Raw genomic sequence first — 21,975 nt, 5'->3', positions numbered from 1 at the left:
AGTTGCACATTGATTTCTGCTTCGAAATGGATTGCCGGCGCCCTCGTCGTAGCCTTATCCTCGTTTGCCCACGCCGACGACGCTGATAGCCGCAGGGAAGACGATTCCTTCCTGCTGCTGCGGGACGCTGTACGCCAAGACGACGCATCCAAGGCCGACTTCTACGCCGCGCGGCTGAGTAACTACTCCATTCCTTCTTACGTCGATTATTATCGGCTGAAATCCCACCTGAAGGATGTCCCGCCGTCCGAAATCCGCGATTTCTTCAAGCGCTACGAAGGCCAGGCCATTGTCGACCGCCTGCGCAACGACTGGCTGCTGGATCTGGGCCGCAAGCGCGATTGGGCCACCTTCGACGAGCAGCTGCCGCTGTTCGTGCTCAATGACGACACCCAGGTCAAATGCTACGCGCTGACATCGCGCGCATTGAAAGGCCAGAAGGTCGCCGATGAAGCACGCGCCTTGCTGACCGCGCCGAATGTCTACGGCGAGCCGTGTGCGAACCTGATCGCGACCTTGTATCAAGGCGGCCAATTCAACACCGAAGACTTGTACGCGCAACTGCGCCTGTCCGGCGAGTACAACGCCACCGGCCAGGCGCGCCGCATCGTCGCGCTGCTGGACGGCCCGGAAAAGAAAGCCGTGCAAGCGGTTGATTTGCCAACGGTGGCAGTGGCCAAGGGCATGGGCCCGAGCAAGGTCGAACATCAAATCTACATCGTCGCCATCGGCCGCCTCGCCAAAACCAGCATCAAGCTGGCAGTGCTGGCGCTGAACAAGGCTACGCCGAAAATGACGGCGCACGAGCAGCAGCAAGCATGGGCGGCGATTGCGCTGGCATCGTCGTACACGCTGGCGCCTGAGACCACCGACTACTGGAAGCGCTCCAACGGCGCGCCTTTGTCCATTGACCAGGCACAGTGGAAAACCCGCATCGCGCTGCGCAACGGCGATTGGCGCCAGGTCGAGAACAATATCCGCGCCATGCCGGCCGCGCTGCGCAACGAGCCGACATGGGTGTATTGGCTGGGACGCGCGCTGATGGCGCGCGACGGCGTCGCCAGCCATCCGACTGGCGAAGCGGCGCAACTGTTCCGCAGCATTGCCGATCAGTCGAATTACTACGGCCAACTGGCGCTGGAAGAAACCGGCAAGCTGATTACCATTCCAGCTGCAGGTGCGCCGATCTCGCAGGCGGAAATCGCGCCGATTGCGGCGAACCCGAACTTCCAGCGCGCGCTGAAGTTCTTCAGCATGCGCCTGCGCTTTGAGGGCACGCGCGAATGGAACTGGGGCTTGCGCGGCTTGAACGAGCGCGAACACCTGGCCGCCGCCGAATACGCGCGCCAGAACAATATCCTCGACCGCATGGTCAACACCTCGGAGCGCACGCGCATCCAGGTCGACTACACGCAGCGCTTCCCGTCGCCGCACAACGACATCATGCACCCGACCACGCAAACGCTGGGCCTTGATAAGGCATGGGTGTACGGCTTGATACGCCAAGAGTCGCGCTTCATCATGGACGCGCAGTCGCACGCCGGCGCTTCGGGCCTGATGCAGGTGATGCCGTCGACCGGCCGCTGGATCGCCAAGAAAATCGGCCTGGCCGATTTTGCGCAAGACATGTTGAGTGATGTGCGCACCAACATCCTGCTGGGCACCAACTACCTGAATATGGTGCTGGGGAATATGGACGGCTCCCAGGTACTGGCTACCGCCGCCTACAACGCCGGGCCGGGACGCTTGCGCACGTGGCGTTCCACGCTGACCAGGCCGATGGACAGCACCGTATTCATTGAATCGATTCCGTACGTCGAGACCCGCACCTACGTCAAGAACGTGATGTCGAACGCCACCTACTACGCGGCGCTGTTTGAAGGGCGCCCGCAATCGCTGAAGGCGCGCTTGGGCAACGTGGCGCCGAAAGGCTATACCGAAGCCGAGGAACAGGAAACCAGCTTCGTTCCGCGCTGATCTCTCCATACAGGACACGTACCATCATGCAGACTACCCAACTTGATCCAAGCTTGTCGCAAACCCTGGCTGCCGCGCGCTCGCCCGGCCTGACCCTCGTCATCGGCAACAAGAACTACTCGTCGTGGTCGATGCGGCCGTGGGTGGCGATGGTCGCTTTCGGCATCCCGTTCCAGGAAGTGCGCGTGCTGCTCGATCGCGACGACACCGCCAACCGCATTTGCAGCTACTCGGCTTCCGGCCGCGTGCCGGTGCTGCTGGCGGGCGATGAGATGACCATCTGGGACAGCCTGGCGATTTGCGAATATTTGGCCGAGCAGTTCCCCGAACTGCATTTGTGGCCGCAGGACGTGGCGGCGCGCGCGATGGCGCGTTCGGTGTGCGCCGAGATGCACGCCGGCTTCAGCGACTTGCGCAACGCGATGTCAATGAACATTCGCGGTAACTACCCGGGCAAAGGCCGCACGCCGGGCACGCAGGCCGACATTGGCCGCATCAGCGAAATCTGGGAAGAGTGCCTGTCGCGATTTGGCCATCACCAATTCCTGTTCGGCGAATTCTCGATAGCCGACGCTTACTACGCGCCGGTGGTGTGCCGCTTCCGCACCTACGGCGTGTCGCTGGCGCCGGCGCTCGATGCGTACTGCCAGCGCGTGCTGGCCCACCCTGCGGTAGCGCGCTGGATCGACGAGGCGATGGCCGAAACCGAGATGGCGCCCAAGCACGACGCGGAAATGCCGGATTAAATCATGCAAACTTACGTAGTTGGCGGCGCGGTACGCGATGCGCTGCTTGGATTGCCGGTCAAGGATCACGACCACGTGGTGGTCGGCGCCACGCCGGACGAGATGATCGCCAAGGGCTTCCGCCCGGTCGGCAAAGACTTTCCGGTGTTCCTGCATCCGAAAACGCAGGAAGAATACGCGCTGGCCCGCACCGAGCGCAAAACCGCGCCCGGTTATAAAGGCTTCGTGTTCCACACCTCGCCGGACGTTACGCTGGAAGATGATCTGATCCGCCGCGACCTGACCATCAACGCGATTGCGCGCGCCGATGACGGTACGCTGACCGACCCATACGGCGGCCAGCGCGACATCGAACAGCGGGTGTTCCGCCACGTCTCGGAAGCGTTTGCAGAAGACCCGGTACGCATCCTGCGCGTAGCGCGCTTTGCCGCGCGCTTTGCCGATTTCCGAGTCGCGCCTGAAACCAACGCGCTAATGCAGCAGATGGTGGATCAGGGCGAGGTCGATGCGCTGGTGCCGGAACGCGTGTGGCAGGAATTGTCGCGCGGGCTGATGGAGCAGAAGCCATCACGCATGCTGGAAGTGCTGCGCGACTGCGGCGCACTGGCGCGCATCTTGCCGGAGCTGGACGCCTTGTGGGGCGTGCCGCAGCCGGAGAAATGGCATCCCGAAATCGACACCGGCATCCACGTGCTGCAAGTGATCGACTGCGCGGCGCGATTGGATCGCGATCTGCCGACGCGCTTCGCCTGCCTGATGCACGATCTGGGCAAGGCCGCTACGCCGCCTGACAACTGGCCTGCGCATCACGGCCACGAAGGCCTCGGCGTCAAGCTGGTGGAGCAAGTGAGCAAGCGTCTCAAGGTGCCGACCGAGTGCCGCGATCTGGCGGTGATGACGGCGCGCGAGCATGGCAACGTTGGCCGCGCTTTGCAACTGCGCGCCAATACCATCGTTACCCTGTTCGAACGCTGCGACGCTTTCCGCAAGCCGGCGCGCTTTACGCAAATGCTGCTGGCGACCGAGTGCGATTCGCGCGGCCGCATCGGCCCGGGCGCCAGCTATGCCGATGCACCGTTCCCGCAATTGGCGCATCTCGAAAACGCACTGGCCGCAGCGCGCGGCGTCAACGCCGGCGAGATCGCCGCATCGTGCGTCGACAATCCGCAGCGCATTCCTGAGCGCGTGCACGCCGCGCGCGTGCGCGCAGTGAAGCAAGTGCTGAAGGAAGAAGAGGACGCGGAATGACTTCCTTCGTTCTGGTGAAGGAGCTGCGCGAACGTGACCGCCGCCGCATGCTCAAACACTTCATCGAACTGGAAGAGAGTGATCGCCTGTTGCGCTTCGGCTCCGTGCTGCCGGACGAGCAAGTAATCAACTACGTCAACCGCATCGACTTCTCGCGCGATGTGGTGTTCGGCGTGTACAACCGCTTGTTCAGACTCGTGGCAGTTGGCCATCTGGCCTTTGCGCCGCGCGATGAAAAGAACAGTGCCACCGAGAAAGAGCGCGTGGCGGAATTCGGCGTGTCGGTCAGCCGCTCGGCGCGTGGCCGCGGCATCGGTTCGCGCTTGTTCGAACGCGCCGCCATCCACTGCCGCAACAACGATGTCGACACACTGTATATGCACTGCCTGTCGTCCAACAAGACCATGATGCACATCGCGAAAAAAGCAGGCATGGAAATCCATCGCGATTACGGCGAGGCCGACGCCTACCTCAAACTGCCACCGGCCAATCCGGGCAGCGTGCTGCAAGAAGCACTGGACGAACAGTTCGCAGTGCTCGACTACACCTTCAAGGCCAACAAGCGCATCGCCGCTAAATGGCTGGGCCGTTTGATCGGCCGAAAATAATTTAACGCTCCTTAGAACCTTTGCCATATTGGCCGGAATACACGGGCCAGACGAGATGTGCACGCAAAGGTTCTACATTGATTCCGCAGTTGTCGCAGCTCCTGCTATTGCTGGTGCTCTCTCCCGTGCTGGAGGAGCTGGTGGTGCGCGCCGGTTTGCAGGAGTGGCTGATGCGGCGCGCCGCACCGGATACGGCGTGGCCGATGCCGGTGTCTGCGCTGGCCTTCGGCCTGCTGCATTTGCGCTCCGGTTTGCCGCACGCGCTGGCGGTCACCGTGCCCGGACTGGCGTTGGCACTGCTTTATCAACGCACGCGTAGCTGGCGCTGGTGCGCTTGCGTGCACAGCGCCATGAATGCCTTTGCCATCTCTGTCTGCGGTCTATAACTTCAACAGGAGAGTGGCATGAATCGATTGATAGCGCGGGCGGCGGCAGCCGTTCTGTGGCTGGGCTTTGCGTGGCCGACGGCGCACGCGGCGGATGCCTTGAACGGCAAGAGCCTGTACCTGAACGGGCCGGTGAGCGGCGGCGCAAGTTGCGCTTCCTGCCATGGCCCTACGCCGGCCAATAACGTCAACGGCATTCTTGCGGCGGCCAATCAGCCGTCGGTCATCTCCAGTGCATTTGCCGCCAATCGCGGCGGCATGGGCAGCTTATTCAACGGCAAATTCTCGGCGGCGGAGTTGGCCGACCTGGCTGCTTTCATCGGCAATCCTAACGTGACGGCAGCGCCGGCAGCATCGCTGGCGCCAGCCACGCTGACCTTTAACGGCGCGAATATCGGCGTCACCAGCGCACCGCTGGCAGCCACGCTGACCAACACCGGCAACGCTGCGCTGAATATCGGCACCATCTCCATCGGCGGTGCGGCGGCAGCCGACTTTGCGCGCTCGGGCGGCAGCTGTGCTAACGGCGCATCGATTGCGGCTGGCGCTAGCTGCACCGTGCAGGCCAGCTTCACACCGACTGCCGCCGGCGCGCGCGCGGCTACGCTGACCATCACGCACAACGCGACGGGCGGCAGCAGCGCGGTAGCGCTCAACGGCACCGGCAACGCCACGCCGCAAGCGACCATCGCTTTGTCTGCGACCAGCGTGGATTTCGGTACGCTGTTGATTGGCACGCCGTCGGCAGTATCGACCATCACTGTCAGCAATAGTGGACAGGCGGCGCTGAACTTCAGCGGCATTACGATAGGCGGTGCGAGTGCTGCCATCATTACGCGTGGCGGCAGCTGCGCAGTCGGTACGCCAGTGGCGGCGGGCGCCAATTGTACGGTCACCGTGCAAGCTACGCCGGCCAGCGCCGGTGCGGTTGCCGCCAGCCTGACCTTGGCGTCTAACGCATCCAACGGTGCGTCGGTGGCGGTGAGTTTGGGCGGTACTGCCGCAGCGCCCGCACCGGCGTTGACTGCCACGCCATCCGCAGTAGCATTCGGCGCGCAAACCGTGGGCGCGGCAGCGGTGACGCAATCCGTCACGCTGGTCAACACCGGCAACGTGGCGATCACTTTCAGCAGCATCGGTGTAACCGGCTCCAGCGCCGTGACGCTGAGCGCCAATACCTGCGGCACGACGCTGGCGGTAGGCACAAACTGCGTAGCGACCTTGCGTTTCGCACCAACGGCGGAAGGCGCGGTGAGCGCTACGCTAGCTGTCGCATCGAATGCACCGGCGCTGCAAGTCGGCGTGACTGGTACCGGCACTTCGCAAGCGACGGCCAAACCAGCGTTGTCTGAGACTGGCCCAATTGTATTCGCCGATACGCAAGTCGGCAGCAGCGCCACCGCGCACACCACAACCTTGAGCAATAGCGGCAATGCTGCCTTGAAAATCTCCACGCTGACTTTGGGCGGCAACCAGCCGGGCGACTTCGTGGTGGGCGGCAATTGCGTGGCCAATGCTTCGCTCAGCTCCGGCGCAAGCTGCACCATCACCACTGCCTTCAAGCCGGTGGCGGCTGGCGCGCGCAGCGCAGACCTGCTGCTGGTGACGGATGGCGGCGCACAGTTCCACCTCACCTTGAACGGCAACGGCGTGGCGGTAGCCGTCGGCACGCCGTCGCTCGGCATCAATCCGCAGAGCTTCGATTACGGCACGGTGACCATCGGCGGCACTGCGCCAACCCGACGCTTCACACTGACCAACACGGGTTCCTCCGCGTTGGCGTTGTCGAGCGCCACCTTCAGCGGCCCGTTCGCAGCGGTGAGCGACAGCACCGGCTGTGCTGCCTTCCCATTCACGCTGCAAGCAGGCGCCTCGTGCGACCTGGTGGTGCGTTACACGCCGGCCAGCGCTGGCGTCAGCAACGGTAATGCGACGATCCAGTCGGGCAGCAGCAGCTGGAGCATCGCGCTGAGTGGACAAGGCGCTGCGGCTGCGCCGGAAGTCGCACCGTCCAATCGTGGTGGCGGCGGTTGCTCTGCTTCGCAGGACGTGACTGATCCAACCCTGGCTGCCTTGCTGGTGCTGTCGTTGATCGTCATCGGCTGGCGTCGTCGTAATCGTGGAGGTGAAAAATGAAATGGCTCGTCATGGTATTGGCGTTGTGTGCCGCGTCGGCACAAGCGCTTGAGAAGGGCGCGCCCGCGCCGCAGTTTGAGTTGCAGGGATTGGACGGCGCGGTGAAGCTGGCCAAGTTGCAGGGGAAGCTGGTGTACGTGGACTTCTGGGCCTCGTGGTGCGGCCCATGCCGCCAGTCCTTCCCCTGGATGAATGAGATGCAGGCCAAGTATGGCGCGCGCGGTTTGCAGATCGTCGGCGTGAATGTGGACGCCAACAGCGCGGACGCGCGCCAGTTCCTTGCGGCGACGCCGGCCCGCTTCACTATCGGTTTCGATCCGCAAGGCGCTACGCCGCGCAGCTACGGCATCAAGGGCATGCCGAGCAGCGTGCTGATTGGCCCGGACGGCAAGGTGTTGTTGGAGCATTCCGGTTTCCGCGAAGCTGACCGCGCCGAATTGGAAAGCAAAATCCAGGCTGCGCTGGGAGCCGTCAAATGAAGATCTGCTTAGCATTGATACTGGCGGCAGCGCTGGGCGGCTGCGCTTCTCTCGGTAATGTGCAGCCATGGGAGAAGGGCACGCTGGCGCGCAGCGAGATGACCTTCAAGGACGGTCATGCCTTTAACCGTTACGACGACCATATCTACACCAGCCGCGAGGCGTCTTCCGGCGGTGCGGGCGTCGGCGGCGGTGGCTGCGGCTGCAATTGAAAGCGATTCTATGACAATCAACCAAGACAGCGGCAAGGCCGCATCGATCCTTGCGGCGGCGCTGATGCTGCCGGGCGTGCAGGCGCACGCCGAAGCACCGCCGACCAATGGCGTTATCAGCGTGGGCTATCTCGATTACCGTGATAGCCAATCGGGATTGGATCGCATCCGCGTACATGCGCCGTCGGTTTCTGTGATGGCGCCGGTGGCTGGTGTGTGGAGCATCAGCGGCTCGGTGGTGGCGGATGATGTGTCGGGAGCTTCGCCGCGCTATCACACGGCGGTGTCGGGCGCGTCGCGCATGAGCGATGACCGCAAGGCTGGCGATGCTTCCGTTACGCGCTATCTGGAGCGCGGCAGCGTGACGTTGGGTGCCGCTTACTCGACTGAGCATGATTACGTGTCGCGCGCACTGTCGCTGCAAGGCAGTTATGAGAGCGAAGACCGCAACACTACGTGGAGCGCCGGTATCGGCCATTCCGACGACCGTATCGATCCGGTCAATCACATCGTCAGCAATGAGCGTAAGCGCACGACTAACTTCCTGCTCGGCGTAACGCAGGTGCTGACGGTGAACGACGTGGCGCAGCTGACGTTGAGCCACGACAGCGGCAGCGGCTATTTCTCCGATCCGTACAAGGCATTTGATAATCGTCCGCGTGACCGTTCCGAAAGCACGCTGCTGGCGCGCTGGAATCATCACATTGCATCGACTGGCGGCACCAGCCGGCTGTCCTACCGCTATTACCGCGACAGCTTCGGCGTGCGTGGGCACACGCTGGGCGGCGAGTATGTGCAGCCGTTGGCGGACGGTTGGACGGTGACGCCGGAGCTGCGCTTGTACACGCAGAGCGCGGCCAGCTTTTACTACGATCCGGTTTACGACAGCAGGTTAGGCGCGCCATTCCCGCCAGGGTACAACGGCAGCGGCTATACGTCGGCCGATCAGCGTTTGTCGGGATTTGGCGCGGTGACGGCGGCGCTGAAGGTTAGCAAGCAGATTGACAAGCTGTGGTCTGTGGACGCCAAGGTGTCGGCGTATCAGCAGCGCGGTAGTTGGCGTTTGTTCCATGCGGGTAGTCCGGGACTCGATGCGTTGCGCGCGCAGACGCTGCAAATCTCCGTCAATCGATCATGGTAGAAGCGCGTACTTCGTTTAACGCGATGGGCGGCCGCTGCGAGGTTCGGCTGTCCACATCGGACGGAGCGCGCGCGCAGCAACTGGTGCAGATGGCGGTGAATGAGGTGCGACGGATTGAGCGCAAGTATTCGCGCTACCAGTCGGACAGCATCGTTTCGCGCATCAACGGGGCGGCTGGCCGCAAAGCGGTGGCGTGTGATCGTGAGACCAGTGATTTGCTGGTCTATGCCGATGTGCTGTTCGGTGCAAGCAGCGGTTTGTTCGACATTACGTCCGGCGTGCTGCGGCGGGCCTGGGATTTTCGCCAGCCGCGCGTGCCATCGGCGGCGCAGCTGGAGCCCTTGCTGGAGCTGGTCGGCTGGCATCGTGTAGAGCACGGTGAGAACGGTGTGTATTTGCCGCTGGCCGGAATGGAGATTGATTTCGGCGGTTTTGGCAAGGAGTACGCGGCGGATCGCGCAGCGGCGTTGCTGGCTGATGCGGGTGTGCGGCATGGCTACGTGAATCTCGGCGGCGATATGCGTTTCATCGGGCCGCATGAGGATGGGCAGCCGTGGACTATCGGGATTCAGCATCCGCGTGAGGCGGATGGTGTGCTGGCGACGATTCCGATCAGCGAGGGCGCGCTGGCGACCAGTGGCGATTACGAGCGGTACTTTGAATTGGATGGACAGCGCTATTGCCACATTCTCGATCCGCGCGATGGCATGCCGGTGCGGTATTGGCGTTCGGTGAGCGTGCTTGCGCCGGTGGCTGCGGCAGCGGGAAGTTGTTCGACGATCGCGATGTTGAAGCAGCGGGATGGATTGGATTTTCTGGATGCGTCGGGGATGGCTTATCTGGCTGTCGATGATGAAGGGAAGATGTTGTATAGGGATCTGACATGAACATGCAAAAATGGATGCGGGCCTTGTTGGCTTTGGTGATGTTGTGCTGCGCGTGGGCGAGGGCTGGAGACTTTCTGGAGCCGCAGCAGGCGTTCCAGTTACAGGGCGAGTTGCGCGATGCGCGCACGCTGCGGCTGACGTGGGTGATCGCGCCGGGCTATCACTTGTATCGGGATCGTTTGAGTTTCGATGGCAGTGTGGAGGCGCCTGCGCTGCCGGCAGGGCTGCGCAAGTTCGATGAGAATTTCAACAAGGAGATGGAGACGTATCAGGATAAGCTGGTGGTTGATCTGCCGGTGAAGGGCAGTGTGCTGTTTACGCTGACAGTGGGCTATCAGGGCTGTGCGGATGCTGGCCTGTGCTACTCGCCGGCGACGCAACGATATCGTGTCGATCCAGCCGCACCGGGTAGGCTTGCTGCTATCGACGATGCGGCGGCCGCGCCTGCACTCGCTGACGCGGCGGCCGCAACGCCAGCTGCGCTCACCGCGCCGGCTGCCGCGGCGCCGGAAGACGACAGCTCGCTGGCCCAGCGCACGCTGCAAAGCGGCAGCGCGTGGCGTATCGGGCTGGCCTTCCTCGCTTTCGGCCTGCTGCTGTCGTTCACGCCGTGCGTGCTGCCGATGGTGCCTATTCTGTCCTCGATCATCGTCGGCGAAGGCAGCGTGTCGCGTGGACGCGGCTTCGCATTGGCGGCTGCGTACTCGCTCAGCATGGCGCTGGTCTATACCTCGCTGGGCGTAGCGGCGGGTTTGGCTGGCGAAGGCCTCGCCGGCGCGCTGCAAAAGCCCTGGGTGCTGCTGACATTTGGTGCGTTGCTGGTGGTGCTGGCGCTCTCCATGTTCGACGTCTATCAGCTACAACTTCCTAGCGGCCTGCAATCCCGCCTCAGTGAAAAAAGCAGCGGCATGAGTGGCGGCAAATTCGCCGGCGTATTCGTGATGGGCGCTTTGTCGGCACTGATCGTCGGCCCGTGTGTCGCAGGTCCGCTGGCCGGTGCACTGCTCTACATCAGTCAAACGCGCAATGTGTGGACTGGCGGCTGGGCCTTGTTCTCGATGGCGGCCGGCATGAGCGTGCCGCTGCTGCTGACCGGCGTCTCGGCAGGTAGCCTGCTGCCGCGTGCCGGCGCATGGATGAACGGCGTGAAAAAAGTCTTCGGCTTGCTGCTGATTGCAGTCGCCATCTGGATGGTGTCGCCGGTGTTCCCGGTCACCGTCAACATGCTGCTGTGGGGCGTGTTCGCGTTGTTGTGTGCGGTATTCCTGCACGTATTTGAACCGCTGCAATCCGGCGCTCAACTGCGTGCCTATGTAGGCAAAACGCTAGGTATCGTTTTCCTGATTGGCGGCCTGTTTGAATTGGCAGGGGCTGCGAGTGCAGGCCGCGACGTGCTGCAACCGTTGGGCCACCTGAGCGTCGCGCATGTTGAACAGCCGGCGGGGGAAGTGCGTTTCAACCGCATCAAGACCGCTGCAGAACTGGACCACATCCTCGCTTCCAGCACCACCCCTGTGATGCTGGACTTCTACGCCGACTGGTGTGTCTCTTGCAAAGAGATGGAACGCTTCACCTTCTCCAAGACAGAAGTAGCGGGCAAGCTGAAACAAGTGCGGCTGCTGCAAGTCGACGTCACTGCCAACAACGCCGATGACAAAGAACTGATGAAACGCTTCGGCCTATTCGGGCCACCGGGCATTATCCTGTTCAACGGCGGCAAAGAAATCCCTAACAGCCGCGTGATCGGCTTCCTCGCGCCGGCGCCGTTCGTGCAGCACCTGGCGCGGCATATCTCTTCTTAAACCAGCGGCAGGGCCGTGGTGTCCTTGACGCGCTGGAGAGCGAACGAGGACTTCACGTCCAACACCGCCGGATGGCGCAGCAGGGTTGCCATCATGAAGCGCGAGAAGTGATCCATATCTTCCACGTGCACGCGCAGCAGGTAGTCCATCTCGCCGGTCATGGCGTAGCAGGCCACTACTTCCGGCCACTGCGCCACCGCTTCGGCGAAATCCTGGCGTGGCGATGGCGGCGCGTTGGCCGCACCAAGCGCGCGCGCGTTGCTGTGCGCCGCCGCTTCGCTGTGCTTTTCCAGCCGCACGTTCACATAGGCCAGCAGGCCCAGGCCGATCTTGTCTGGGTCCAGCAGCGCCACGTACTGGCGGATCACGCCCGCTTCTTCCAGCCGCTTGATGCGGCGCAGGCACGGCGACGGCGACAGCGCGACCAGCTCGGCCACGTCCTGATTCGACAGCCGCCCATCCGACTGCAAAATGGACAAAATTTTACGGTCGGTTTTATCTAGCGCGATTTTGGTCATAAATACCTCGGAAATTCGGAACTAAGGCAATATTATTGCTCAAAATGGCTGAGCGTGGGAATGGTTTGCAATTTAATGCTGCCAAGGCGGGTCTATACTGTGCGCTATTCGATAAGGAGACCTGCATGAAATTCCAGCCATGGGATAACCCAATGGGCACCGACGGTTTTGAGTTCGTCGAGTACGCCGCACCTGATCCCAAAGCCCTCGGCGCGCTGTTCGAGAGCATGGGCTTTACCGCCATCGCCCGCCATCGCCACAAGGACGTGACCCTGTACCGTCAAGGCGACATTAACTTCATCATCAATGCCGAGAAGGACTCCTTCGCCCAGCGTTTCGCCCGTCACCACGGCCCGTCCGTGTGCGCGATCGGCATCCGCGTGCAGGATTCGGCGTTCGCCTACAAATCGGCGCTGGAGAAGGGCGCCTGGGGCTTCGATAACAAGACCGGCCCGATGGAGCTGAACATCCCTGCGATTAAAGGCGTGGGCGATTCGCTGATTTATCTGGTTGACCGCTGGCGCGGCAAGAACGGCGGCGCGCAAGGCGCGATCGGCGACATCAGCATCTACGACGTGGACTTCGTCGCTATTCCGGGCGCGGAAGCCAACCCGGTTGGCCACGGCCTGACCTACATCGACCACCTGACCAACAACGTGCACCGTGGCCGCATGAAGGAATGGGCAGACTTCTACGAGAAGATGTTCAACTTCCGCGAAGTGCGCTACTTCGACATCGAGGGCAAGCTGACCGGCCTGAAGTCGAAAGCCATGACTTCCCCATGCGGCAAGGTACGCATTCCGATCAATGAGTCGTCGGACGATAAATCGCAGATCGCAGAATATCTGGACGAGTACCACGGCGAAGGCATCCAGCACATCGCGCTGGGCACCGACGATATCTACTCGTCGATTGAAGCCATGAAGAAGGCCGAGATCAACTTCCAGGACACCATCGAGACCTACTACGAGCTGGTGAACCGCCGCCTGCCTAACCACGGCGAGCGCCTGGAAGACCTGCGCCGCCTGCGCATCCTGATCGATGGCCACAGCAACGAGAACGAGCGTGAACTGCTGCTGCAAATCTTCACCCAGAACGTGATTGGCCCAATCTTCTTCGAGATCATCCAGCGCAAAGGCGACCAAGGTTTCGGCGAAGGCAACTTCCGCGCGCTGTTTGAATCGATCGAACTGGATCAGATCAAACGCGGCGTGCTGCAAGATCCGAGCAAAGCGACTGCCTAAGTTGTAGATTCGGAGTAGAGTAATACCAAAGCCGGTAGCAAAGCACATAGACCGAGCACCGGCGCCAACGCCGCAGAGCCTACCCGGCACTGTGGCGGTTTGTGTTTGAGAATATTGGAGACAACATGAATGCACCTCACAAGGGTATGCAGCTAGATCCGGCTATCAACCCGGAAGAGATCACGCTGGACGACAAGTGGACGCTGGAACGCGGCCGCGCTTTTATGACCGGTACGCAGGCGCTGATTCGCCTGCCGATGATGCAGCGCGAGCGCGACCTGAAAGCAGGTTTGAACACGGCCGGCTACATCACCGGTTATCGCGGTTCGCCGGTGACCAGCGTCGATATGACGGCCATGAAGGCCAAGAAGTACCTCGACGAACATCACGTCAAATTCCATCCAGGGATGAATGAAGACCTCGCGGCGACCGCCGTCTGGGGCACGCAGCAAACCAATCTTTTCAAAGACGCTAAATACGACGGCGTCTTCTCCATGTGGTACGGCAAGGGCCCGGGCGTAGACCGCTGCGGCGACGTATTCAAACATGCCAACAACGCCGGCTCCGCGAAACACGGCGGCGTGCTGGTATTGGCTGGTGACGACCACGCGGCCAAATCGTCGTCCACCGCGCACCAGTCGGATCACATCCTGAACGCCTGCGGCATCCCGGTGCTGTACCCAGCCTCGGTGCAGGAATACATCGATTACGGCCTGCACGCGTGGGCGATGAGCCGCTACACCGGCTTGTGGGTGTCGATGAAGTGCGTGACCGACATTATCGAATCGGGCGCCGTGGTGGACTTCGATCCAGACCGCGTGCAGATCGAACTGCCGACCGATTTCGAACTGCCTGAAGGCGGCCTGAATATCCGCTGGCCGGACACCGTGCTGGATATGGAAGTCCGCATGAACAGCTACAAGTGGTACGCCGCACTGGCCTACTGCCGCGCCAATAAGCTGAACAAAATTATCTGGGATTCGCCGAAGCCGAAGATCGGCATCATCACCGCCGGCAAATCGTATCTCGATACGCGCCAGGCGCTGGCCGACTTGGGCATTGACGAACAAGCCGCTGCCGATATCGGCATCCGCCTGTACAAGATCGGCATGACGTGGCCGCTGGAAGCGGACGGCGTGCACGAATTTGCCAAGGGTCTCGATGAAATCCTGGTGGTGGAAGAGAAGCGCCAGATTCTCGAATACGCGCTGAAGGAAGAGTTGTACAACCTGCCGGACGGCCAGCGTCCACGCGTGGTTGGCAAGTTCGATGATACCGGCGAATGGAGCAACAAGGGCAAGACCGGCCACGGTGATTGGCTGCTGCCTGCAACCTACGAACTGAATCCAGCGCAGATCGCGCGCGCCATCGCGTCGCGCATCGCGCACTACTGCGACGGCCATCCTGTCGCCAAGCGCGTGCAGGAACGCGTGGCTTACCTGGAAGCGAAAGAAGCGGCGTTGAAAACGCTGCCGACCAAGGCCAATCCGCAGACCGACCGTACGCCGTTCTTCTGCTCCGGCTGCCCGCACAATTCTTCGACCAAGGTGCCTGAAGGTTCGCGCGCGCTGGCAGGTATCGGCTGCCACTACATGGTGCTGTGGATGGATCGCGAGACCTCCACCTTTACCCATATGGGCGCGGAAGGCGTGACGTGGGTGGGGCAGGCACCGTTCACCAACGAGAAGCACGTGTTCACCAACCTAGGTGACGGCACTTACTTCCACTCGGGGATCTTGGCGATACGCGCAGCGGTTGCGGCCAAGGTCAACATCACTTACAAGATTTTGTTCAACGACGCGGTAGCAATGACCGGCGGCCAAACGTTTGACGGCCCGCTCGATCCCGGCATGATCTCGCGCCAGATCGCGGCGGAAGGCGTCACGCCGATTATCGTCGTCACCGACGAACCGGATAAATACCCGGCCGATTACAACTGGGCGCCGGGCGTCACCGTGCGCCATCGCAGCGAATTGATGGACGTGCAGCGCGAACTGCGTGACCAGCCGGGCGTGTCGGCCATGATCTACGATCAAACCTGTGCGTCCGAAAAACGCCGCCGCCGGAAACGCAACGAGTACCCGGATCCAGCCAAGCGCGCCGTGATCAACGAAGCCGTGTGCGAAGGCTGCGGCGACTGCTCGGTGCAATCGAACTGCCTGTCCGTGGAGCCGCTGGAGACGGAACTGGGCCGCAAGCGCCAGATCAACCAATCGTCGTGCAACAAGGACTTCTCCTGCACCACCGGTTTCTGCCCGAGCTTTGTGACGGTGGAAGGCGGCGCCCTGAAGAAGCCGAAGAAGGCCGCTGTTGGCGATGGCCCGCAAGTGGTGCTGCCTACGCCGGTATTGCCATCGACCGCGACGCCGTTCGGCATCCTGATCACCGGTATCGGCGGCACTGGCGTGGTGACGGTCGGCCAAATTCTGGCGATGGCTGCGCACGTGGAAAACAAGGGCGCGATTGTGCTGGATATGAGTGGCCTGGCGCAGAAGGGCGGCCCGGTGATGTCGCACGTGCGCTTGGCGGACAAGCAAAGCGATTTGCACTCGACCCGTGTTGGCACTGGCAGCGCTGATCTGGTCATCGGCTGTGATCTGATCGTGACTGCCTCGCGTGACGCCTTGTCGCGCATGGGCGAAGGCCGCACGCACGCGATGATCAACTCGACCGGTTCCTCGACGGCGGCTTTTGTGAAGAACCCGGACTGGCAGTTCCCGGATGCCGGTTCGCGTGGTGAAATCATCCGCGCCTGCGGTAACGACAACGTGGACTTCGTGGATGCCGGCCAAATCGCCACCGCGCTGATGGGCGACTCCATCGCCACCAATATGTTCATGCTGGGCTACGCTTTCCAGAAAGGCCATGTGCCGCTGAGCGAAGCTGCGCTGATCAAGGCGATTGAACTGAACGGCGTGTCGGTGGCCTTCAACAAGGCCGCGTTCCACTGGGGCCGCACGGCGGCGCACGATCTGGGCTCGGTGACCAAGCTGACCACGCCAGCGAAAGTGATCGAGTTCAAACGCATCCAAACGCTGGACGACTTGATCGCCAAGCGCGTGGAGTTGCTGACTGCTTACCAGGACGCGAATTATGCTAAACAGTATAAATCGTTTGTTGACCAGGTCCGAGCGGAAGAGGCTAAGCTGGGTAAAACCACCCGCCTGACCGAAGCCGTGGCACGCTACTACTACAAGCTGATGGCCTACAAGGACGAATACGAAGTCGCGCGCCTGTACACCGACGGCGCCTTCCAGCAGAAAGTAGCCGGCATGTTCGACGGTGAGATCAAGCTGAAATTCCACCTCGCACCACCGCTGATGGCCAAGCACGACGCGCAGGGCCATTTGATCAAGCAGGAATTCGGCCCATGGGTGATGAAAGCCTTCGGCGTGCTGGCCAAGTTCAAAGGCCTGCGCGGCACCGCGCTGGACGTCTTCGGCTACACGGCAGAACGCAAGACGGAACGCGCCTTGATCGGCGAATACCGCCAAACCGTGACTGGCCTGCTGCCTAAACTAACGGCAGAAAACCTGTCGCAAGCGGTAGCCATCGCCAGCATCCCGGAAGACATCCGCGGCTACGGCCACGTCAAAGAGCGCCATCTGAAAGCCGCCAAGCAGAAAGAAGCCATGTTGCTGGCGAACTTCGGCAAGCCGGTCGAGGCAAGCGCGCCGCACGCCGCCTGATCGTGTAGGCATCCCACCAAATGGCCCTTCGGGGCCATTTTTCATTCAATCCGCTGTGATAAAGGGAGAGTATTTCTATTGATAATTGTTGTACCATGGGCAATTACTTCAATGCTCCAGCACAATCACAATGCGCAAACGCACAGTTCTCCCGCTACTCGCTTTAGTGGCGATCCTTGCAGTTATCTACACCCAATTCACGATTTTTATTGTTCCACCCATCGGTAGCTTGCCTACCGGGATGACGATTGTTTTTCCTCGGCTCAGTAAAACCAGTTTTATCGATAGCCCCGACGCAATATGCGAACGTGAAATGGGTCACGTCAATTTGCTGTGCCGTGGAGTTACCCTTGGCGCCGTTGCCGCGAAAGCGAAAATCATCGCGCGCCTACCCTACAGCGATACGCTTTATCGCATCTCGATGGTTGGTGACACTCCCGCAAAGTAAATTTTGATTTGCAAAAAGACGTGGCTGAGTTCGGCCAGCAGCAGACATCGCCCCAAACAAAGAAGAGGAATATGTCATCAGAAATATCTCAACTTAGAACGGTTGCGCAAGTGGCGCTTTTGACGCACATTACGCCACGGGTCAGGAGCATTTCTCTGGACCTTGAGTCATCTGAGCGGAAAATTTGTTTTCGCGTTTATACCGACGGGGTTTTATCTGAATCTGCCTTGGAGGCTTTAAGCTGCGCCGTGACGGAAATTGAAGCTACCTTGGGCTTTAGGGTTGATGAGGAATACCTTGTCGTTCCCGAGCCCGGATCGATGGAGCACTTTCCAGTGATCGTTTATGCTCGCTGCGAAGACTCATGGGTTGATCGTGGTTGACGGTATCGGTCAAGAGCGGCCACATAATATCGAAAGACGACATTGAAATTCAGTGAAATGAGTGCTGTATCCGCCCTCATCGTGACGACTCTCACGATGATGGGGGTCATAAGCTTAATTTTGCTTGCTCTGGATATGTCGAACGCCCCGCACTTATCAGGGCATTTAGCAGTGGTCTGGTCTCCTGTGCTGCTTTCGTTCGGGATGTATGTGCTGCTGGCTCGTAACGCAGCCAGTTCCAAACGCAGTCTTTATCTGGGAGCGTGCATCACTGCGCTAATTGCACCGATAATTGCAGGCCAGATGTACTTCTTTTTCGGCTTTGCCTTTTTAGGTTGGCAGATGTGAACACGGCTGAATTCGGCCAGAAGCAGCCACTTTACAATAGGGCTTTATTCGATGCGAAAACAAGTCTATGACCTTACGCTTTCTGATCTAGAGCTTTCTCCCATTTGGGAGTATGCGTCTGATGAGGAAGGCATCGAAGGCCAAGATGAAGCTACGGTTAGGCCCGCAAGTCCAAGCATTCTGGATGACGCTTTAGCCGGGCAATTCGTCGCAGCAGCGAGATTTACGTTAGCAGATGGCACGAGAATGTATGGGTATCTCTCACCAGGATCATTTGGCAGCTGTGACCTGGGGAGCATTCAGCCAGCTATAGTTACGGATAACGGACAAGTGTCATTCTGGTTTGGTTGTTTAGAGCCGCCACGGACTTACATTGAGTCGTCATATGCCGTGCTAGGAAAAAGCGCGGATGAAATCTTTCCGCTGTCTTTTGCTCTCGACGCTGCGTCAAATATCTATGAGGCTGCGGGAATAGTCCAAGGCTTCATGGTCATGGAAGACTGGGATTCATCCGATATCAAAATCGTTCGCTAGCGGCCAGAAGCCGACGGACGTGAAACGTTTGAAAGAAAACATGAGCAGCAATCAGCTAGTCAATGAGGCGCTTGAACAGTTCTCCGAGTGGGCCAGACCATGGACTTATGTTCTTGAAACGTTAGCTGCAAAAGGGCTTACGGTACAAAATGCCGCTCTTGTTGAGGAAGTTTGGCAGGAGGCCAACTCTTCTACCCATTGGATTCAGCCGAGCTTTGAGTCCGGCGCAGAATTGGCAAACGCTGCATTGAGGGCACGATATTCTTGGCTTAGTGAAGCCGCGATTAGTAATTTAGTGCGTGGTGCTTCCTATATGTGGAAGTAGTGCTAACGGCCAGTAGCCGACGGTCACAATTTTTTAAGGTGATTAGGCGAGCGCCCAAAGTGGCTTGATTTCTGCCCCAGTATTCTTTTAGATCGACACCTTGTAGATCGGCAATAGGCCCCCATGAACAAATCTTCAAATCCCGAGGGAGTACCCTTGATTATGGCAGTAAGCGGGCCGCTGAAGCTAATAGGAAAGGATGGTCGTGACACATGGCGGCCAACGCTAGAAGACATAAATCGCCGAACGTACGATTATCTGAAGCTCAATAGGGCTAGTGGGTTCATTGATGGAAATGTCGCCCCATACATGATGTTGGTAGGCTTTGATGGGAGCTTGGCAATGCCAGCTCTTCCTGAGTTCGCAGAACCAGGAAAGGCGCTCAAGATATTCAATCGCGTTTTCTTCGAGATGCTCCTTGGCGGCATCTACACTGAAGGAGCGGCTCCGTCTGATATATGTTCCGGCTGGTTGTTTAATACGGGATATACCCGGCTGCATGGTGGTCGGAGCAGAAATACAGCATTACACTTTGCGCTCAGAGATAAGACGGCAAGCATCAGCGATAATATCGTGCTTCTCGATCGGAAGCCTATTACTCTCGCGGCTCTCGAAAGGGCAATCAAACGTGGGAGAAATATCCTTTCTAAGAGTGAGCCTATAAGTCACGAGGTGGCACTTGCGGGTACAACCCATTACGTTGCGGGCGCGCTTGCAGAGGCGCTGACCTGTTTGTGGACGTGCGTTGAGCAGTTGGTCAGTAAGATTTGGCGGGATGAGGTGGAAGCCAAAGCTCACGGCGACTCGATTCCAAATCGTAGTAGCTTTTTGAAGGATTACAGGGTTTGGACCACCTCTGCACGGATCGAGCTTTTATTTCAAAAGGAGATTTTGAGAGTTGAAACGTACCGTTATTTAAATGAGGCTCGAAAGGCACGTAATGAGTTTATTCATCGAGGTGATCAGCCTGACCTTGATGAGGTGACGGCGGCTCTTTCGGCTATGTTCCATCTGTTATCTGCGTGCGCAACCAAATTCAAGAGCGTAAACCTCCTTGATAAGACCTGCAAAGAAGTAATTGCAAGGTGCGTGATCAGGCCCCGATCGAATGATGAAAAACTTGAGCCAAGCTATTGGCGTGATATGGCGCGAGTACCTGGCGAGGCTCAATTTGAAGGGAAGTTCAAACCATTTGATTTGAAGCTGCGTCCCATATCTGAAATCGACCCCAACTACGAAAAGAAGGCGTTACGCAAAGGTACCCGAGGCAGTGGATAATCTATCATACCTCGTGTGGGAAGATCGCAGACTCACCGCCGCCGCTCGAGATGAAAACTGAGCTTTCAGAATGAATAAGAAATTGTTCCTCCTACTGGTTGCAGTTCATATAAGCTGCATAGCTATTGCCGAGACATTGGATAGAGTCGGCGGGAAGGAAATACCACCTAGTGCTGTGCTAATGTGTGATGAACATGTTATAGGCGAAGCTTCTGGCAAGCCTCTGCATATCGACTGGCAAGCGTTTGGCGTCAATGAAGGAGTCAGTGAAGTTGTGCAGTTCTATCAATCCCAGTTCCGCCGGCCACCAGTTCTTGAAAGCAATGGCCAGGCGAAGACAACGTGTTGAAGTATTCGGTGAAGACCCCTTCAGCGGCTGGGCCGTGGACGGGATGCTTGATGCCTCCCAGCAACTTTAAAGCTGTCGTCCTTATTTCGAAAGCGATTGGAGCAACCAGCCGTTAGTTGTTCGCTAACGGCGAATAGCTGCCCTGTGCGATAAGAGACTATAGATCGAGCGGACAATGGAACGTCATTCTCAAGATTTTATGCTTCGCCTTAGAGATGCGCTCGCTGCTTCCTGGGACAGGCAAACCGCTTATTTTGAAGCGGAACAGTTGGGCAATCCCGCCTTAGGCCAATGCTATCCTACGTCAAAGGTGGTGCAGCATTATTATCCCAAGACAGAGATCCTAAGGGGAATGTATGGACTGGAGAAGCACTAGAGACCCATTTCTGGAATGGACTTCTTATCGGAGAGGACTGGTACCATATTGATCTAACTTGGCAGCAGTTTGCGGCCGGCTCAATCGTTCAAGAATTCAAGGTCGTCAAGCGCGAAGAATTGAATGATAGCGAAGCAACGATACTACGCTGTACGCTGCTGTTAGAACGGGTTCGGGGCTATCTAAAAAATCATTCCGACGATATCCTTTAGATAGCAACCGGCCAATAATGGACAGTTACGTTCCTAATCGAAACTACTGAGCAATATGGCTATCAAGAGAATATTCGCGTTTTCTATTCTGATTTTCCCGCTGGCCGGATTTGGACAAAATCCAAGCGTAATTAAGCTTCAGTGTGATGGAGCTTACACTGACTATACATCGGCTGATTTGCGGGATGTGCCAACGAGAGGAATGTACATTGAAGTAACAGAGAAAAAAGTAAAAATTTTCGGTGCACCAGGATTCGATACTACCTATAACGTTACCAATACCAGCGAGATTGGCATCGGCTTTCAAGCTGCAACAAACAGTGATTATGAAGGTTTTCTGAATCGCTATAGTGGCGCTCTCACGCTCACACAACGAATCAATAATGCGGATGGTTCTTGGAAAGCTAAGACTGGAATTAGTGGGACATGCAAGAAAGCGCTAGCGCTCTTTTAAAACTTCCGTCCGCTGTGGGGCGGAAACGGTCTTTCGCCCTTAGGTTGTTGGCAGCAGTCCTAACGGGTGGTTATCGCTGGCCAATGAGAACCGGTGTCGGCGATGGCGAGTAGGTCTCCGGACTCTCCGAAGTAGTCGCGTCCATTCTTGACTATGACTGGGGTAATCCCATGTCTTTTTGTTTTGCACCTAAAT

The 21,975-nt window shown here is 58.9% G+C and carries 21 protein-coding genes; 20 read left to right on the top strand and 1 reads right to left on the bottom strand.

The window, feature by feature from the left end; all coding sequences use genetic code 11:
• Nucleotides 1-9: 9 nt before the first annotated feature.
• The 11 genes from GTP45_RS20420 (at nucleotide 10) to dsbD (ending at nucleotide 11,622) form a co-directional block, all read left to right on the top strand.
• Nucleotides 10-1,977 (top strand): lytic transglycosylase domain-containing protein, encoded by a 1,968-nt coding sequence (locus GTP45_RS20420; protein ID WP_161015704.1) that lies wholly within the window; start codon nucleotides 10-12, stop codon nucleotides 1,975-1,977.
• A gap of 26 nt (nucleotides 1,978-2,003) precedes the next feature.
• Nucleotides 2,004-2,723 carry a glutathione S-transferase family protein gene (locus tag GTP45_RS20415; RefSeq protein ID WP_161015703.1) on the top strand — a complete coding sequence of 240 codons (720 nt, stop codon included), beginning with the start codon at nucleotides 2,004-2,006 and terminating at the stop codon, nucleotides 2,721-2,723.
• A 3-nt stretch (nucleotides 2,724-2,726) separates the two neighbouring features.
• Nucleotides 2,727-3,971 (top strand): multifunctional CCA addition/repair protein, encoded by a 1,245-nt coding sequence (locus GTP45_RS20410; protein ID WP_161015702.1) that lies wholly within the window; start codon nucleotides 2,727-2,729, stop codon nucleotides 3,969-3,971.
• Nucleotides 3,968-4,579 (top strand): GNAT family N-acetyltransferase, encoded by a 612-nt coding sequence (locus tag GTP45_RS20405; protein ID WP_161015701.1) that lies wholly within the window; start codon nucleotides 3,968-3,970, stop codon nucleotides 4,577-4,579. The genes GTP45_RS20410 and GTP45_RS20405 overlap by 4 nt, the downstream gene beginning before the upstream one ends.
• Nucleotides 4,580-4,668: 89 nt before the next feature.
• A complete protein-coding gene (mrtJ, locus tag GTP45_RS20400) occupies nucleotides 4,669-4,965 on the top strand; it encodes a JDVT-CTERM system glutamic-type intramembrane protease MrtJ (RefSeq protein ID WP_229258564.1) in 297 nt (98 codons plus the stop codon).
• 18 nt (nucleotides 4,966-4,983) lie between these two features.
• Nucleotides 4,984-7,101 (top strand): choice-of-anchor D domain-containing protein, encoded by a 2,118-nt coding sequence (locus GTP45_RS20395; protein WP_161015699.1) that lies wholly within the window; start codon nucleotides 4,984-4,986, stop codon nucleotides 7,099-7,101.
• Nucleotides 7,098-7,580, top strand: coding sequence for a TlpA family protein disulfide reductase (locus tag GTP45_RS20390; RefSeq protein ID WP_161015698.1), 483 nt, complete (start codon nucleotides 7,098-7,100; stop codon nucleotides 7,578-7,580). The genes GTP45_RS20395 and GTP45_RS20390 overlap by 4 nt, the downstream gene beginning before the upstream one ends.
• Nucleotides 7,577-7,792 (top strand): DUF4266 domain-containing protein, encoded by a 216-nt coding sequence (locus GTP45_RS20385; RefSeq protein WP_161015697.1) that lies wholly within the window; start codon nucleotides 7,577-7,579, stop codon nucleotides 7,790-7,792. The genes GTP45_RS20390 and GTP45_RS20385 overlap by 4 nt, the downstream gene beginning before the upstream one ends.
• Before the next feature lie 10 nt (nucleotides 7,793-7,802).
• Nucleotides 7,803-8,933 carry a DUF3570 domain-containing protein gene (locus tag GTP45_RS20380; protein WP_161015696.1) on the top strand — a complete coding sequence of 377 codons (1,131 nt, stop codon included), beginning with the start codon at nucleotides 7,803-7,805 and terminating at the stop codon, nucleotides 8,931-8,933.
• Nucleotides 8,927-9,820: an FAD:protein FMN transferase gene (locus GTP45_RS20375; RefSeq protein WP_161015695.1), complete on the top strand. Its 894-nt coding sequence runs from the start codon at nucleotides 8,927-8,929 to the stop codon at nucleotides 9,818-9,820. The genes GTP45_RS20380 and GTP45_RS20375 overlap by 7 nt, the downstream gene beginning before the upstream one ends.
• A complete protein-coding gene (gene dsbD / locus GTP45_RS20370) occupies nucleotides 9,817-11,622 on the top strand; it encodes a protein-disulfide reductase DsbD (protein ID WP_166454688.1) in 1,806 nt (601 codons plus the stop codon). Before GTP45_RS20375 ends, dsbD begins: the two co-directional genes overlap by 4 nt.
• On the opposite strand, the gene GTP45_RS20365 is transcribed toward dsbD, so the two are convergent.
• Nucleotides 11,619-12,140, bottom strand: a complete 522-nt coding sequence (locus tag GTP45_RS20365; protein ID WP_161015694.1) for an Lrp/AsnC family transcriptional regulator — start codon at nucleotides 12,138-12,140, stop codon at nucleotides 11,619-11,621. The two genes, dsbD and GTP45_RS20365, sit on opposite strands and share 4 nt — an antisense overlap.
• Before the next feature lie 125 nt (nucleotides 12,141-12,265).
• Here GTP45_RS20365 and hppD point away from each other — a divergent pair, with 125 nt between their 5' ends.
• The 9 genes from hppD to GTP45_RS20320 all read left to right on the top strand — a co-directional run bounded on the left by hppD (nucleotide 12,266) and on the right by GTP45_RS20320 (nucleotide 21,780).
• Complete coding sequence (gene hppD / locus GTP45_RS20360) at nucleotides 12,266-13,384, top strand: 4-hydroxyphenylpyruvate dioxygenase (RefSeq protein ID WP_161015693.1); 1,119 nt, start codon at nucleotides 12,266-12,268, stop codon at nucleotides 13,382-13,384.
• Nucleotides 13,385-13,509: 125 nt separating this feature from the next.
• Nucleotides 13,510-17,073, top strand: coding sequence for an indolepyruvate ferredoxin oxidoreductase family protein (locus tag GTP45_RS20355; protein WP_161015692.1), 3,564 nt, complete (start codon nucleotides 13,510-13,512; stop codon nucleotides 17,071-17,073).
• A 130-nt stretch (nucleotides 17,074-17,203) separates the two neighbouring features.
• Nucleotides 17,204-17,521, top strand: a complete 318-nt coding sequence (locus GTP45_RS20350) for a hypothetical protein (protein WP_161015691.1) — start codon at nucleotides 17,204-17,206, stop codon at nucleotides 17,519-17,521.
• Nucleotides 17,522-17,529: 8 nt separating this feature from the next.
• The gene (locus GTP45_RS20345; RefSeq protein WP_161015690.1) at nucleotides 17,530-17,904 is read left to right on the top strand and encodes a MafI2 family immunity protein; all 375 of its coding nucleotides are present in this window, start codon (nucleotides 17,530-17,532) and stop codon (nucleotides 17,902-17,904) included.
• Between the two features lie 42 nt (nucleotides 17,905-17,946).
• Nucleotides 17,947-18,252 (top strand): hypothetical protein, encoded by a 306-nt coding sequence (locus GTP45_RS20340; protein WP_161015689.1) that lies wholly within the window; start codon nucleotides 17,947-17,949, stop codon nucleotides 18,250-18,252.
• A 51-nt stretch (nucleotides 18,253-18,303) separates the two neighbouring features.
• Nucleotides 18,304-18,786: a glutathione S-transferase family protein gene (locus GTP45_RS20335; RefSeq protein ID WP_161015688.1), complete on the top strand. Its 483-nt coding sequence runs from the start codon at nucleotides 18,304-18,306 to the stop codon at nucleotides 18,784-18,786.
• 19 nt (nucleotides 18,787-18,805) lie between these two features.
• Entirely contained in the window at nucleotides 18,806-19,111 is a 306-nt protein-coding gene (locus GTP45_RS20330; protein WP_161015687.1) for a hypothetical protein, read from the top strand.
• 123 nt (nucleotides 19,112-19,234) lie between these two features.
• The gene (locus tag GTP45_RS20325; protein WP_161015686.1) at nucleotides 19,235-20,389 is read left to right on the top strand and encodes a hypothetical protein; all 1,155 of its coding nucleotides are present in this window, start codon (nucleotides 19,235-19,237) and stop codon (nucleotides 20,387-20,389) included.
• A gap of 992 nt (nucleotides 20,390-21,381) precedes the next feature.
• A complete protein-coding gene (locus GTP45_RS20320) occupies nucleotides 21,382-21,780 on the top strand; it encodes a hypothetical protein (RefSeq protein WP_161015685.1) in 399 nt (132 codons plus the stop codon).
• Nucleotides 21,781-21,975: the final 195 nt, after the last annotated feature.

It is taken from the genome of Duganella rivi, assembly GCF_009857435.1.
GTDB classification, from domain to species: domain Bacteria; phylum Pseudomonadota; class Gammaproteobacteria; order Burkholderiales; family Burkholderiaceae_D; genus Rugamonas; species Rugamonas rivi.
This window is presented reverse-complemented; position numbering and strand designations above follow the sequence as displayed.